General features: G+C 70.5%; 14 protein-coding genes. 10 read left to right on the top strand and 4 right to left on the bottom strand.

The genetic code is table 11. From position 1 onward, the window contains the following. Positions 1–16 precede the first annotated feature (16 nt). On the bottom strand, positions 17–325 hold the full coding sequence (locus tag ACIQI8_RS02870) for a GntR family transcriptional regulator (protein ID WP_402344056.1): 309 nt from the start codon (positions 323–325) through the stop codon (positions 17–19). 496 nt (positions 326–821) lie between these two features. Then, complete coding sequence (gene rhaI / locus ACIQI8_RS02865; protein ID WP_402344053.1) at positions 822–1982, bottom strand: L-rhamnose isomerase; 1161 nt, start codon at positions 1980–1982, stop codon at positions 822–824. A gap of 284 nt (positions 1983–2266) precedes the next feature. Here rhaI and ACIQI8_RS02860 point away from each other — a divergent pair, with 284 nt between their 5' ends. The 10 genes from ACIQI8_RS02860 to sigJ all read left to right on the top strand — a co-directional run bounded on the left by ACIQI8_RS02860 (position 2267) and on the right by sigJ (position 12925). Continuing rightward, positions 2267–3784, top strand: a complete 1518-nt coding sequence (locus ACIQI8_RS02860) for a sugar ABC transporter ATP-binding protein (protein ID WP_402344050.1) — start codon at positions 2267–2269, stop codon at positions 3782–3784. Between the two features lie 106 nt (positions 3785–3890). After that, positions 3891–4931, top strand: a complete 1041-nt coding sequence (locus ACIQI8_RS02855) for an ABC transporter permease (RefSeq protein WP_402344047.1) — start codon at positions 3891–3893, stop codon at positions 4929–4931. Continuing rightward, the gene (locus tag ACIQI8_RS02850) at positions 4924–5913 is read left to right on the top strand and encodes an ABC transporter permease (protein ID WP_402344045.1); all 990 of its coding nucleotides are present in this window, start codon (positions 4924–4926) and stop codon (positions 5911–5913) included. The genes ACIQI8_RS02855 and ACIQI8_RS02850 overlap by 8 nt, the downstream gene beginning before the upstream one ends. 31 nt (positions 5914–5944) lie before the next feature. Beyond that, entirely contained in the window at positions 5945–7024 is a 1080-nt protein-coding gene (rhaS, locus tag ACIQI8_RS02845; RefSeq protein ID WP_402344042.1) for a rhamnose ABC transporter substrate-binding protein, read from the top strand. Positions 7025–7073: 49 nt separating this feature from the next. After that, a complete protein-coding gene (locus tag ACIQI8_RS02840; RefSeq protein ID WP_402344039.1) occupies positions 7074–7394 on the top strand; it encodes an L-rhamnose mutarotase in 321 nt (106 codons plus the stop codon). Then, on the top strand, positions 7391–8752 hold the full coding sequence (locus tag ACIQI8_RS02835) for a BNR repeat-containing protein (protein WP_402344036.1): 1362 nt from the start codon (positions 7391–7393) through the stop codon (positions 8750–8752). Before ACIQI8_RS02840 ends, ACIQI8_RS02835 begins: the two co-directional genes overlap by 4 nt. 82 nt (positions 8753–8834) lie before the next feature. Next, the gene (locus tag ACIQI8_RS02830) at positions 8835–9860 is read left to right on the top strand and encodes a LacI family DNA-binding transcriptional regulator (protein ID WP_402344033.1); all 1026 of its coding nucleotides are present in this window, start codon (positions 8835–8837) and stop codon (positions 9858–9860) included. A 101-nt stretch (positions 9861–9961) separates the two neighbouring features. Further along, complete coding sequence (locus tag ACIQI8_RS02825) at positions 9962–11263, top strand: alpha/beta fold hydrolase (RefSeq protein WP_402344030.1); 1302 nt, start codon at positions 9962–9964, stop codon at positions 11261–11263. Positions 11264–11334: 71 nt separating this feature from the next. Beyond that, the gene (locus tag ACIQI8_RS02820; protein ID WP_402344027.1) at positions 11335–11958 is read left to right on the top strand and encodes an FxLYD domain-containing protein; all 624 of its coding nucleotides are present in this window, start codon (positions 11335–11337) and stop codon (positions 11956–11958) included. A gap of 76 nt (positions 11959–12034) precedes the next feature. Beyond that, entirely contained in the window at positions 12035–12925 is an 891-nt protein-coding gene (gene sigJ / locus ACIQI8_RS02815) for an RNA polymerase sigma factor SigJ (protein ID WP_402344024.1), read from the top strand. Here sigJ and ACIQI8_RS02810 read toward each other — a convergent pair. Then, positions 12909–14087: a serine hydrolase domain-containing protein gene (locus ACIQI8_RS02810; protein WP_402344021.1), complete on the bottom strand. Its 1179-nt coding sequence runs from the start codon at positions 14085–14087 to the stop codon at positions 12909–12911. The genes sigJ and ACIQI8_RS02810 overlap by 17 nt on opposite strands. A 4-nt stretch (positions 14088–14091) precedes the next feature. Then, positions 14092–14679, bottom strand: a complete 588-nt coding sequence (locus tag ACIQI8_RS02805) for a TetR/AcrR family transcriptional regulator (RefSeq protein WP_402344018.1) — start codon at positions 14677–14679, stop codon at positions 14092–14094. Between the last annotated feature and the right edge of the window lie 13 nt (positions 14680–14692).

Genomic DNA, 14692 nt, shown 5'->3' with positions numbered 1-14692 from the left:
ATACTTCGAGGCCCGGTCACCAAGGCGCGGGTGCTCGAATCCGTCCTCGGACTGGGCTTCGCCCTGCTGCGAGACGTGCCGTGCCGCGAGGTACAGGTGCTGGAGCTGGCGGAGACCTTCGGCTACGTCCGCGAGACGACCCGCCGGGTGCCGCGCGCGAGGCGATCAGCCCCTCGGCCCGCGGCAGGGCCATCGCCTGGCGGACCGTGCCCCGGGAGACGCCGTACCGTTCGGCGAGCTCGCCCTCGGTGGGCAGCCGCCCGCCGGAACCGTATCCGCCCTCACCGATCTCCCGGCCCAGGTCCGCCGCGACCTTCCGGTACACAGCCTGCCCCCGCCCCCCCGGGCGCTCCCCGGCCGCACCGTCCGTCACTCCGTCCTCACCGTCCTGCTCGGCCGCAGACCTCTCCGACCCGGCGCGGATGTGCTCCGAGCAGAGAGCCAAAAGGGGATACCGAGTACCAGTGGCAGTGCCGCGCACCCGCACCCTGTGCCTGCGGCGCGTCAGCGGACCATCGCCACCGCCAGTGAACCGGCACCGGGGTCAACGGCTCCCGCCGTCAGGGCCCCCGTCCGTCACCGGCGCGACGACGGCCCCGCCCAGTACGGCCGACCACTCACCAGCCCACCCACCGGCCCACCCCGGCCGACACCGGCGGGGCCGAGCGAGCGCGCCCACCGAGCACCTGCGGCCGACACGGACGCCGGTCCCGGCCCGCTGGTCCCGCCCGCCGGCACTGGCTGTCGGCGCCGCCGCCCGCTTTCGTCACCGTCACCAACCACCTCGAGAGCGCCCAACACTTCTGCGCCCCCAGCACCCCTTACGCCCCCCACCCCGCCTGCGTCCCCCCAACCCGCTCCGCCACGATCCGCTCCGCCCACCCCGACCGCCGATACGCGCCCATCGGATCCGGGTCCAGCCCCAGCTCCTCCCGCACCTCACCCAGCAGCGGCCGCACATCCGTGTTGTACGCGTCCATCAACACGGCGTTGGCGCCCAGCACGTCACCCTCCCGCTGGGCCACCGCCAGCGCGTCCCGGTCCACCAGCAGGGCCTTCGCCGTGGCTTCCTGGACGTTCATCACGGAGCGGATGATCGCCGGGATCTTGGCCTCGATGTTGTGGCACTGGTCGAGCATGAAGGCGACGCCGGCGGTGAACCCGCCGCCCCGCGAGACCTCGTAGAGGATGCGGAAGAGCTGGAAGGGGTCCGCCGCGCCGACCATGAGGTCGTCGTCGGCGTAGAAGCGGGAGTTGAAGTCGAAACCGCCGAGCTTCCCCTCGCGCAGCAGTGTGGCGACGATGAACTCGATGTTGGTGCCGGGGGCGTGGTGGCCGGTGTCCACCACGACCTGCGCCTTGTCGCCGAGCTTGAGGCAGTGGGCGTACGCCGTGCCCCAGTCCGGGACGTCGGTGGTGTAGAAGGCGGGCTCGAAGAGCTTGTACTCCAGGAGCATCCGCTGGTCGTCGCCGAGGCGGGCGTACACCTCCCTCAGCCCCTCGGCCAGCCGGTCCTGGCGTTCGCGGATGTCGTCCTGGCCGGGGTAGTTGGTGCCGTCGGCGAACCAGAGCTTCAGGTCCCTGGACCCCGTCGCGTCCATGATGTCGACGCACTCCAGCAGATGATCGAGCGCCTTGCGCCGCACCGCCGGATCCGCGTGGCAGATGCTGCCGAGCTTGAAGGCGTCGTCCTGGAAGGTGTTGGAGTTGATCGCCCCCAGCTTCAGCCCGCGCTCCTGCGCGTACTTCGCCAGCGCCCCGTAGTCCTCGACATTGTCCCACGGAATGTGCAGCGCGACCGTCGGGGCCACGCCGGTGAACTCGTGGACCTTCGCCGCGTCCGCGAGCTTCTCGTAGGGATCACGCGGTACGCCCTGCTGCGCGAACACCTTGAAACGGGTCCCCGAGTTCCCGTACGCCCATGACGGCGTCTCGACTGCCTGGGTCTTCAGCGCGGCCTTCACCGCAGCTAGCTCGGTCACTTCAGGGCTCCTGTGACGTCGGTACAGAACAGCTTCCGCATGAATCGATTCAGGATCGGAAGCTAAGAGGCTCCCGCAGGGGTGTCAAGCGTTTTGGCAGACCCTGTTGCCCATGGTTGGCCCGTGGTCTGACCGTGACCTCCGGCTCTCGAAGAACTGTCGAAACTTTTTCGAGGCGGACCCATTGACGTGACATGGCCCACGCGCCTAACGTCCCGGCAACCAAGTTGAAACCTTTCACGACGCTGTGAGGGCCCGCCCCGGGCGTCGTCGAGGAGCCCCTCATGACCCACCCGTCCGACACGGGGCCGGCCCCGGTGCTGGCACTGGAGGACATCTCCAAGTCCTTCGGCGCCGTGCGTGCCCTGCGGGACGTGTCCCTGGAACTGTTCCCCGGCGAGGTGCACGCACTCGCCGGAGAGAACGGCGCGGGCAAGTCGACCCTCATCAAGACGCTCGCCGGAGTGCACCGCCCGGACGCCGGCCGGGTGCTGCTCGACGGCGCGCCCGTCGTCTTCCACGGACCCGGCGACGCCCGGGACGCCGGCATCGCCGTGATCTACCAGGAGCCCACGCTCTTCCCCGACCTTTCGATCGCCGAGAACATCTTCATGGGCCGGCAGCCCCGCCGTGCGCTCGGCCGCATCGACCACAAGGCGACCCACGCGGCGACCGCCGCCCTGATGAAACGCCTCGGCGTCGACCTCGACCCCGAGCGCCCGGCCCGCGGCCTGTCCATCGCCGACCAGCAGATCGTCGAGATCGCCAAGGCGCTCTCCTTCGAGGCGCGGGTGCTGATCATGGACGAGCCGACGGCCGCGCTCACCGGCAGCGAGGTGGCCCGCCTCTTCGGGGTCGTGCGCACCCTGCGCGACCAGGGCTCCGCGGTGCTGTTCATCTCGCACCGGCTGGAGGAGATCTTCGAGATCTGCCGGCGCGTGACAACGTTGCGGGACGGCGCGTTGATCGCCAGTGAGCCGCTCGACGGCATGACCGAGGACGATCTCGTACGGCGCATGGTGGGCCGCGACCTCGACGAGCTGTACCCCAAGCAGGACGTCGAGGCAGGCGAAGTCGCCCTGAGCGTCAAGAGGTTGACCCGGGAGGGCGTCTTCACCGACGTCTCCTTCGACGTGCGGCGCGGTGAGATCGTGTGCCTCGCCGGGCTGGTCGGCGCGGGCCGTACCGAGGTGGCGCGTGCCGTCTTCGGTATCGACCGGTGGGACGCCGGCGCGGTCGAGGTGGACGGCAAGGGACTGACCAACGGCGCCCCCTCCACGGCCATGGCCGCCGGCATCGCCCTCGTCCCCGAGGACCGGCGGGCGCAGGGCCTGGTGATGGAGATGTCCATCGAGCGCAACATCGGCCTCACCGGACTGCGTACGACCGTGAGGGCCGGCCTGATGGACCGGGGCGCCGAGCGCAGCCGGTCCCTGGACTGGGCCGTCAAGCTGCACGTCAAGTACGCCCGGATCGCCGACGCCGTCTCGACCCTCTCCGGTGGCAACCAGCAGAAGGTCGTCCTCGCCAAGTGGCTCGCCACCGGGCCCAAGGTGCTGATCGTGGACGAGCCCACCCGGGGCATCGACGTCGGCACCAAGGCCGAAGTGCACCGGTTGCTGGGCGAGTTGGCCGCCGACGGAGTGGCCGTCCTGATGATCTCCTCCGACCTGCCCGAGGTACTCGGCATGGCCGACCGCGTGCTGGTGATGCACGAGGGCCGGCTCGCCGCCGAGATCCCGCGCGCCGAGGCCACCGAGGAGACCGTGATGGCCGCCGCGACCGGGAGGGCCGCCGCATGACGACGACGATCCGTGAGCGGGCGCGCCGCACGGTGAACTCCCGCACGGAGCCGACCTGTTCGGCACGGACCCACCGCACGACGACTGCCGTATGGAGGGCCGCCGTATGACGGTGACCGCGCCCAATCCCGCCCCCGCCGCCGAGGTGCCCAAGTCCAGCGGCACCCGGCTGGTCGACCGCGTCTTCAGGATGCGCGAACTCGCCATCCTGGCCGTCTTCCTGGTGATGATCGCCATCACCCAGATGGGCAACAGCGAGTTCCTGTCCGAGCAGGGCATCAAGGACCTGCTCCTCAACGCGACCATCCTGGTCCTGGTCGCCACCGGCCAGTCCCTGGTGGTCATCACCCGCAACGTCGACCTCTCGGTCGGCTCCACCCTCGGCATCACCGCCTTCGCCGCCGGCGACTATCTGCACGGCGGCGGCAACGGACTCGTCGCCGTCGTCCTGGCCGTCCTGCTCGGCATCGGCTGCGGACTGCTCAACGGGCTCCTCGTCAGCCTCGGTCAAGTCCCCGCGCTCGTCGTCACGTTGGGCACGCTCTACATCATCCGGGGCCTCGACTCCATCTGGGTGGGCTCCCGCCAGATCACCGCGGCCGATCTCCCGGGCGGCTTCGTGGACTTCGGCTCCGGCGGCGTCTCGGCGGTGCCGTGGCTGGCGCTCATCGCGCTCGCCGTGCTCGTGGCGACGGCGTACTACCTCAAACACTTCGGCAGCGGGCGGGAGCTGTACGCGCTCGGCTCCAACCCCGAGGCCGCGCGCCTGGCCGGCATCCCGGTGCGCAAACGGATCCTGGCCGCGTACACCTTCTGCGGCGCACTCGCCGGTCTCGCCGGCGCGATGTACCTGGCGCGGTTCGGCAACGTCGACTCCGGCACCGGCAACGGCTACGAACTCACCGTCGTCAGCGCCGTGGTGGTCGGCGGTGTCGTCTTCACCGGCGGCTCCGGCAGCGTCTACGGCGCGGCCCTCGGCGCCCTGCTGCTGACCTCCATCAACAGCGTGCTGCCGGCCCTCGGCGTCAGCTCCGTGTGGGTGCTCGCCATCAACGGCATCCTGCTGCTCCTCGCCATCGCGGTCGACCGGATCGTGGCGCTGCGGGTGGCCTCCGCCCTGAAGAAGAGGAACGCCCGCCATGCCTGACTCCCTGACGCGCGCGGTCCGTTGGGACACGGTCGTCGGCGCGTTGCTGGTCGTCCTGCTCCTGCTGTCGTTCGGTACGGTCGACGGCTTCGGCAACGCCCTCAACCTGTCCTTCCTGCTCGGCAACACGCTGCCGATCGCGCTGATCGCCCTGCCGATGACCCTCCTGGTGGTGGCCGGCGAGATCGACCTGTCCGTCGCCTCCACGGCCGGTCTGTCGGGCGCGGTGATGGGCAAGCTGTGGAACGACGGCATGGCGATCGAGACGATCATTCCGATCTGCCTGCTCCTGGGCCTGGTGTGCGGGCTCGTCAACGGCCTGCTCGTCACCCGCCTCGGACTGCCCTCCCTCGCCGTCACCATCGGCACCCTCGCCGCCTACCGGGGCATCGCGCAGATCGTGCTCGGCTCGAACGCGGTGACCGACTTCCCCACCCAGTACCTGGACTTCGCGTCCGGACGCATCGGGAACAGCTTCCTCCCGCAGGCCTTCCTGCCCTTCCTCGTGCTGCTCGCCGTCGCGGTGGTCGCCCTGCACGCCACGCCGTTCGGGCGGTCGCTGTTCGCGATCGGCGCGAGCGAGGAGGCCGCGCGCTTCGCCGGGATCCGGGTCAGGCGGCACAAGCTGATCCTGTTCACGGTGACCGGCCTGATGGCCTCGCTCACCGGCATCTTCTGGGCCCTGCACTACGCCAGCGCCCGCTACGACAACGCCACCGGCCTCGAACTTTCCGTCGTGGCGGCCGTGTTGCTCGGCGGCATCGACTTCGACGGCGGAAAGGGAACGCTCGGCGGCGCGATCGCCGGGGTGTTCCTGCTCGGGGCGCTCCAGAACGTCATGAGCCTCCTCAATGTCTCCGCCCAGTCGCAGATCGTCGTCACCGGCGTCCTGCTCGTCGTTTCCGTGCTCGGCCCGCGAGTCGCTCGACAGATCTCCGTGGCGAGGGCGGGCCGCAGAGCCGCCTCGGCCCCGACCTCGTAACCTCCGCTCACCCTCGTAAAGGACCTCCGTCATGCGCAAGTCATCTCTCCGCCGCTCCTGCGCCGCCCTCGCCGCCGCCACCTCCCTCGCGCTCGCCCTGACCGCCTGCGGGGGTACCACCAAGAACGACGTCAAGGACGACGGAGGCGCCGCCGCGACGGCCGGCAAGGCGGACCCCAACGCCGCCCTCAAGAAGGGCCTGACCGTCGGCTTCCTGCCCAAGTCGGTCAACAACCCCTACTTCACCTCCGCCGACAAGGGCGGCGAGAAGGCGCTCACCGAACTGGGCTCCAAGTACAAGGAGGTCGGGACCTCCAGCGCCACCGACACGGCCGGGCAGGTCTCCTACGTCAACACGCTCACCCAGCAGCAGGTGAACGCGATGGCCGTCTCCGCGCAGGACCCGGGCGCCCTGTGCACCGCGCTCAAGCAGGCCATGAAGAACGGCATCAAGGTCGTCACCTACGACTCCGACACCAAGGCCGACTGCCGCAGCGCCTTCGTCTCGCAGGCCAGCGCCGAGGACCTGGGCCGCACCGAGGTGCAGCTGCTCGCCGAACAGATCGGCTACAAGGGCGAGATCGCGATCCTGTCCGCCGCGCAGACCGCGACGAACCAGAACACCTGGATCGACTTCATGAAGGACGAGCTCAAGGACCCCAAGTACAAGGACGTCAAGCTGGTCAAGGTCGCGTACGGCAACGACGACGCCCAGCAGTCCTTCCAGCAGACCCAGGGCCTGCTGCAGCAGTACCCGAACCTGAAGGGGATCATCTCCCCGACCACCGTCGGCATCAAGGCCGCCGCCCAGTACCTGTCCGGCTCCAAGTACAAGGGCAAGGTCAAGCTGACCGGCCTCGGCACCCCGAACGACATGCGCAAGTACGTCAAGAACGGCACCGTCGAGGCCTTCGAGCTGTGGGACCCGGCCAAGCTCGGCGACCTCGCCGCCCGCACCGCCGTCGCGCTGGCCTCCGGTCAGATCACCGGCAAGGAGGGCGAGACCTTCAAGGCCGGCGACACCTCGTACACCATCGGCAAGGACGGAGTGATCAACCTCGGCAAGCCGACCGTGTTCGACGCCAAGAACATCGACCAGTTCAACTTCTAGTCGCCTTCGCCGTGAAGGCGCCGAAGTCCTGTCGCCCGGAGGGTCGTTGATGCAGCGCGTGTGCTTCCTTCTGAAGGTCCGCGCGGACCGCCTCGACGAGTACCGCGAGCGGCACGCGGCCGTGTGGCCCGAGATGCTCGACGCGCTCTCGGCCACCGGCTGGCACAACTACTCGCTCTTTCTGCGTGAAGACGGCCTGCTGGTCGGCTACTTGGAGACCGAGGACTTCGCCGCCGCCCAGGCGGGCATGGCGGCCACCGACGTCAACGCCCGCTGGCAGGCCGAGATGGCGCCGTTCTTCGAGTCACTGGACGGCGCCCGGCCCGACGAGGCGATGAAGCCCCTCACGGAGGTGTTCCACCTCTCATGACCGCCGCCGGAAGCGGGCTCGCCACACCCGCCCTCACCCTGCTGAACCGCACCCGACTGGACGCCGCCGCCCTCTACTTCGTCTCCTACGACGGACTGGTCAACAACAACTCGTTCCAGAAGAACGGCCTGCTGACGTACGCGGGCCACCAGTACGCGGCCTGGTACACGGCCACCCGTCACGCCGTCGTCGCCAGACGCCCTCTGGGCGGCTCCAGTTGGTCCACCCTCACCCTCTCCCACACCCTCAAGAGCGACGACTCCCACAACGTCATCTCGATGGGCGTCTCCGGGCTCGACGGCCGCCTCCACCTCAACCTGGACTCCCACAGCGACGGCTTCTTCTACGTCAGGTCGATCGCGGGCCTCCTCGACAACCCGGCGTCCACCGAATGGACTTCAGCCGTTCTCGGTCCCGTACAGACCTCGCTCGACGGACTCGCGCTCACCTCGCAGTTCACGTACCCGCAGTTCCTCACCACCCCCGAGGGCGCGCTCCAGCTCAGCTACCGGGTCGGCGTCTCCGGGAACGGCCGCAACGCCCTTGCGGAGTACGACGGTTCGCGGTGGACGGCGCTGGGGGAGTGGACCAGCTCGGCGGGCACGTACACCAGCGCGCACGGCTCGTCCTCGGCCCGCAACATGTACCTGCACGGCATCGACTACGACGTCCACGGCCGCCTGCACGCCTTCTTCACCTGGCGCGAGCAGGACGCGGCCGTGATGTGCGACGGCGGTGGCATCACCAACCACGACACGGGCTACGTCACTTCGGCCGACCGCGGCCGCACCTGGCGCGACGACGCGGGCACCCTCGTGGGCACGACCGGCGGCTCCGACAGCGTGGCTGTCACGGACGCCGGCGTGGTCGTCGACTCCCTCGGCCCCGACCACTCCCTCATGAACCAGGAGAGCCAGGCCACCGACTCCACGGGCCTCCCGCACGCGATCATCAGCTATGTGCCCGGCCGCTTCGGGCAGTGCACCACCGACTACGTCGCCGACCGCACCGCGCACGGCCGCGCCTTCCACCTCCGCAAGGACTCCGCCGGCACCTGGCGGAAGACCGAGATCCCCCTCGCCCTCGCCTCCAGCCAGCGCACCAAGCTGGTCCTGGACCGCTACGACAACGCCTACGCGGTCTTCCCCTACGGCCGGATCGCCGGGGCCTCCCAGGCCTCGGGCTACACCGACTGGACGCTGCTCCACGACGGCGGCGACCTGAACGCCTTCGGCGAGGTCGTCGTCGACGAGACGAGGGTGCGCACCGACAATGTCCTGTCGTTCATGTACCAGGAGAAGTCGAGCGGTACGACACCCTCGGCGCTCCACGTCGTCGACTTCGCGCTGCCCGCGTGAGCGGGCCGGATGTGCGCGGTGATGACGGTAATGTGAAGGTCTTCTTTCCGCCCTCCCGTGTACCCCTGGAGGTCCCTGCCTGATGGCCCAGTCGGTGGGTATCAAGGACGTCGCCCGCGTCGCCGGAGTCTCCGTCGGCACGGTCTCGAACGTCATCAACCGCCCGGACACGGTCGCCACCGAGACCCGGGCGCGCGTGCTGTCCGCGATCGACCGGCTCGGTTACGTCCGCAGCGAGTCCGCGCGCCAGCTGCGCGCGGGCCGCAGCCGCATCATGGGACTGCTTGTCCTGGACATGGGCAACCCGTTCTTCGTCGACGTGGCGCGGGGCGCCGAACGCGCCGCCCGCGAGGCAGGACTCGGCGTGATGGTCTGCAACAGCGCCCAGAGCGCGAGCGAAGAGGCCGACTACCTGTCCCTGTTCGCCGAGCAGCGGGTGCGGGGCGTCCTGTTCACCCCCGCCGACGCGACCGGCCGCAACATCGAGTCGTTCCGCCGGCACAACATCCCCTTCGTGCTGGTCGACCGGGTCGCCGAGGGCACCACCGAGTGCTCCGTCTCGGTGGACGACGTGGCGGGCGGCGCACTGGCCGTACGTCACCTGGTCGACGCCGGACACCGCTCCATCGCCTACGTCAGCGGCCCGCCCGGCCTCAACCAGGTCCGCGACCGCCGCACCGGCGCCCTGAACGCGCTCGCCGAGGCGGGCCTTGGCCCCGAGAACCTGCGCGAGCTGCCCACCGAACGCCTCGACGTGGCCGCCGGCCGGGACGCGGGCGCCCGGCTGCTCGGCCTCGCCGACCGCCCCACCGCCGTCTTCTGCGCCAACGACCTGCTCGCCCTCGGCGTCCTGCAGGCCATGTTCGCGGCCGGCGTCTCGGTCCCCGGCGACCTCGCGATCGTCGGCTACGACGACATCGAGTTCGCCGCCGCCGCGGCCGTCCCGCTCACCTCGGTCCGCCAGCCCGCCGTCACCCTGGGAGCCCTCGCCGCCGAACTCCTCTTGGAGGAGACGGAGGCCGAGAACGGCACGTCGCAGCACGAACACCGACGGGTCGTCCTCCAGCCCGAACTGGTCGTGCGCAGATCCAGTCTGTCCACCCGCTGATCGCGCGTTCAGTACGATTTCATGATCCCGGGGGGTGTTGACCGCAGGATCATGTGCTGAACTGGGACGCGGTCCACAACCCGTACGTCCCAGGAGCCCCGTTGACCGCCACGTACCGCCAGCCCGGCGTCGTCCTCACCGACCGCCGCTTCACCGTGCCCCTCGACCACGACGACCCGGCCGGGGAGACGATCGAGCTCTACGCCCGTGAGGTCGTCGGCAGCGACAAGGCGCAGCAGAACCTGCCATGGCTGGTGTACCTCCAGGGCGGTCCTGGATTCGGGGCGAACCGTTTCGTCGGGCGGCAGGCCTGGCTCGACCGGGCGCTGAAGGAGTTCCGGGTCCTGCTCCTGGACCAGCGCGGCACCGGCCACTCCACGCCCGCCACCCGCCAGACCCTCCCGCTGCGCGGCGGACCCGCCGAGCAGGCCGACTACCTCACGCACTTCCGCGCCGACTCGATCGTCCGCGACTGCGAGGCGATCCGCGCCGAGGTCACCGGCGGCGCGCCCTGGACCGTCCTCGGCCAGAGCTTCGGCGGCTTCTGCGCGGTGCACTACCTCTCCAGCGCCCCGGAGGGCCTGACCGCCGCCGTGATCACCGGCGGTCTGCCCTCGCTGGACGCGCACGCCGACGACGTCTACCGGGCGGCCTACCCGCGTATCGAGCGCAAGGTCGCGGCGCACTACGCGCGTTATCCGCAGGACGTCGAGCGCGCCCGCCGCATCGCCGACCATCTCCTCGCGCACGACGTGACCCTGCCGGGCGGCTACCGCCTCACCGCCGAGGCCTTCCAGACCCTCGGCATCGTCCTCGGCGGCAGCGAGGGCAGCCACCGACTGCACTACCTCCTGGAGCACGCCTTCGTCCGCACCCCGCAGGGAGCGGCCCTCTCGGACGCGTTCCAGGACGAGGTCCGGGCCCAGCTCTCGTACGCCGGACACCCCCTGTACGCCCTGGTCCACGAGTCGGTCTACGCCCAGGACGAGCGTCCCACCGCCTGGTCGGCCGAGCGTGTCCGCGGGGAGTTCCCCCAGTTCGACGCGGCCAAGGCCCTTGCCGGCGACGGCCCGCTGCTGTTCACCGGAGAAACGATCCACCCCTGGATGTTCGACAGCGACCCCGCCCTGCGCCCGCTGCGCGAGACCGCCGAACTCCTCGCCGCCCGCACCGACTGGAAGCGCCTCTACGACCCCGCCCGCCTCGCCGCCAACGAGGTCCCGGTGGCCGCAGCCGTCTACCACGACGACATGTACGTCGACGCGACCCACTCGCTGGAGACCGCCCGCGCGATCCGCGGACTGCGCACCTGGGTCACCGACGAGTTCGAGCACGACGGCGTGCGGGCGGGCGGGTCGCGGGTCCTGGACCGGCTGCTGGCGCTGACGCGCGACGAGGTGTGACGACACCGAAACCGACATAAGGTTCATTTCGTCGGTCTGTCGTTCCCTGTCGCGCGAGAGGACACCACGCGATGAGTACGAGGTCAGCCCGCCCGGAGCGCCGAGCGAGAGGAGCCCGGGCGGTCGCCCTGGCCATGGCAGCCGCTCTGGCCGGTGCGGCTCTGGTGTCGTGCGGCAGTGACAGCGGCGGCGATTCCCCGGCCACGCCGACGGCACCCGACACGGCCTCCTTCTCGGGCAACACGCCTTCCGCCCTGGAGTCGAAGGCCGCGTCGGCCATCGCGTCGGCCCGCGCCGCCTCCTCCGCCGCGGCCGCGTCCGCCTCGGCTGCCGCGTCCTCCTTCGAGGCCTCCGTCTCCGCCGAGGTCGAGCGCGCCAACAGGGCCGCCAAGAACGCGCTGAAGGACGTGCAGGGACGGGGCAACGCGCTGTCCGAAGTCGCCATGACCGGCAAGGCGCGCGCCAGCACCGACGGCCTGCTCGCCGTCGTCGTCTCCATCACCAACAAGACCGACCACAAGGCCTCGTACGCCGTCCAGGTCGACTTCCTCGACTCGGCCGGCAAGACGGTCGAGACCCGTTATGTCGGGGCGGAGAACCTCGCACCGGGGGAGCGGGCTCAGCCCATCGCCATCAGCCGCAAGCCGCCGAAGCCGGTGCTGACGCCGAAGCTGGTCAAGGCACAGCGCTACTGAGGCCCTGTTTCGAGCGGTACGGGCCGGGATGGGATGATCACATCGTCTGTGCGATCCAGACCGCGACGGGGGCGGAATGAACGAGACGGAACTGCTGGCCGACCGCTTCGAGGAGCACCGTGGGCGGCTGAAGGCGGTCGCGTACCGCATGCTCGGCTCGACGGCCGAGGCGGAGGACGCCGTCCAGGACACGTGGGTCAAGCTGAGCCGCACCGACGCGGACGACATCCGCAACCTCGGCGGCTGGCTGACCACCGTGGTCGGCCGGGTCTGCCTGGACCTGCTGCGCTCGCGGAACCTGCGGCGCGAGGAGCCGATCGACGACACGTTCGTCCCGGACCCGGTGATCAGGCCGCTGTCGCAGATCGACCCGGAGCAGGAGGTGCTCCAGGCCGACTCGGTGGGGCTGGCCCTCCTGGTGGTGCTGGAGACCCTGGAACCGGCCGAGCGCCTGGCGTTCGTGCTGCACGACATGTTCGCCGTGCCCTTCGACGACATCGCGCCGATCGTGGAACGGAGTTCGGCGGCCACCCGGCAGTTGGCGAGCCGGGCGCGGCGCCGGGTGCGAGGCGCCACACCGTCGGCGCAACCCGACCTCGGCCGCCAGCGGCAGGTCGTCGACGCCTTCATGGCGGCCGCCCACGCCGGTGACTTCGAGGCGCTGGTCACGGTCCTCGACCCGGACATCGTGCTGCGCGTCGACTCCGGCGCCCTGGTGGGCGGCGCGGCGGCCTCCAAGCTGGTGCGCGGCGCCAAGAGGGTGGCCGAACAGGCCATGACCTTCCGGCAGTTCGCGCCGCAGGTCCGGACGGTCCTCGTCAACGGCACGGTCGGACTGGTCAACGTCGTCGAGGGCCAGGCGCTCGCCGTCATGGCCGTCACCGTCGTCGACGGCCGGATCACCGAGATGTACATCCTGGCCGACCCGGACCGCCTCGCCCGCCTCGACCTCAGCGCGCTGGACTGAGCGTCACGGCATCATGCAACGCCGCCAGCAGATCCAGCGGCCGTCGGTCGGGGAACTCCGCGCGGACCAGATTCATCGTGTACGAGAATCCGACCCGTTCTCCCGGCCAGGCACCGTGCCGGGAGCCGCCGAACCCCGCGTGCCCGAAGGTGTCCCGCGGCGGCCCGAACAGGGCCGGACCGGTGCGGAGTTCGTAGCCCGCGCCGTACGCCATCGGGCTGCCCCACAGCGGTGAGGTCCCGCGCCGCAGCTCCCGGCGGCCGAGTTCGACGGTCGTTTCCTTTAGCACACGGACACCGTCCAGTTCACCGCCCCGCGCGAGACAGGCGTAGAAGCGGGCCATCGAACGGGCCGTCACATGTGCGCCGACGGCGGGGATCTGGGCCCGGCGGAAGGCGGCGCTGTTCCAAAGGGCCGGTGCGTCAGGGGTGGTGAGGGGGTTGCGGGTCAGCACGCGCAACGGATCGTCCTCGTCATCGACGTACGGCAGCAGGACGCCGGGGCCCGCCAGCGTCGTCGCGGCCCGGCTGTGCTCCTCGTCCGGCAGGCCGAGCCAGACGTCCAGACCGAGCGGGCCGGCGAACTCCTCGGCGAAGAAGGCCCCCACCGTCCGCCCGTCGATCCGGCGCAGCAACTCGCCCGTCAACCAGCCCCACGTCAGCGCGTGATAGATGAACCCGGCCCGCGGATCGTCCGACGGCGCCTGCGCGGCCAGCAGTTTCGCCATGTGCTCGGGATCCAGCAACTCGGCTTCGCTGAAGGGCTGTTGTACGCCCGGCAGCCGGGCCTGGTGGGAGAGGATCTCGCCGACCGTGATCCGGTCCTTGCCGGCGGCGGCGAACTCCGGCCAGTAGTGGGCGGCAGCGGTGTCCAGATCCAGTTGCCCGCGCTCGACGAGCAGCAGGACGCAGGCGGCCGTCAGCCCCTTGGCGCCCGAGAACACCAGTTGCAAGGTGTCGGCACGCCAGGGGCGACCCGTCGCCGGATCCGCGGTGCCGCCCCACAGGTCGACGACCAGTTCGCCGTCCCGGTACGCGGCGAACGCGGCGCCCGTCTCGCCGTATCGCTCGAAGTTCCCGGCGAAGACACCGGTCACGGGCTCGAATCCGGGTGCCGTCCATCCTTCGACGCCGTCAGGTGCGGGGAGAGCCCCGGTCGTCATCGCCTCACACTCCCTGGGCCGCGAGCAGGATGAGAGCGGCCCGCTTGGCGTCCTGTGCCGCCAGGCCGTCCGGGTCGTGGTGGTCGGCGACGACCGTGGCGCCCTCCAGCAGTATCAGCAACTGCCGTCCCAGACGTGCCGGTTCGGGTGCTCCGGCCCGCTCGGCGATGGTCGTGAGAAGGTCCTGGTAGCGGCCCAGATGGCGGTCGGCGACCGGGCCGGCGGGCGGTGCGTGGTGCTGGGTGGCGGCGTTGACGATCGCGCAGCCGCGGAAGCCGGGTTGGCGGTACCAGGTGCCCAACGCATCGAAGAGTGCCCCCAGTTGAGCGCGCGGGTCGGGCCCCGCCTCCTCGACCGTGGCCGTGAGCCAGTGCACGACTCGATCGCTGCGTGCCGTGAGGACCGCCTCCACGAGACCGTCCTTGGAGCCGAAGTGCCGGTAGAGCGTCTCCTTGGAGGCGCCCACCGCGCGGCACAGCTCGGCCACGCCGACGCCGTCGAGACCGCGCTCGTAGAGGATCGCGGTCGCCGAGGCGAGGAGCGCCGCGCGGGTGCGCTCCGGATCGAGGGTCGTGCCTTTCGGTACGGGCATGCGTGAGATGGTA

Origin of the sequence: Streptomyces sp. NPDC092369 (assembly GCF_044755245.1) — a bacterium.
Taxonomy (GTDB): domain Bacteria; phylum Actinomycetota; class Actinomycetes; order Streptomycetales; family Streptomycetaceae; genus Streptomyces.
The sequence above is the reverse complement of the archived record's forward strand: the minus strand, read 5'-3'. Positions and strand labels throughout refer to the sequence as shown.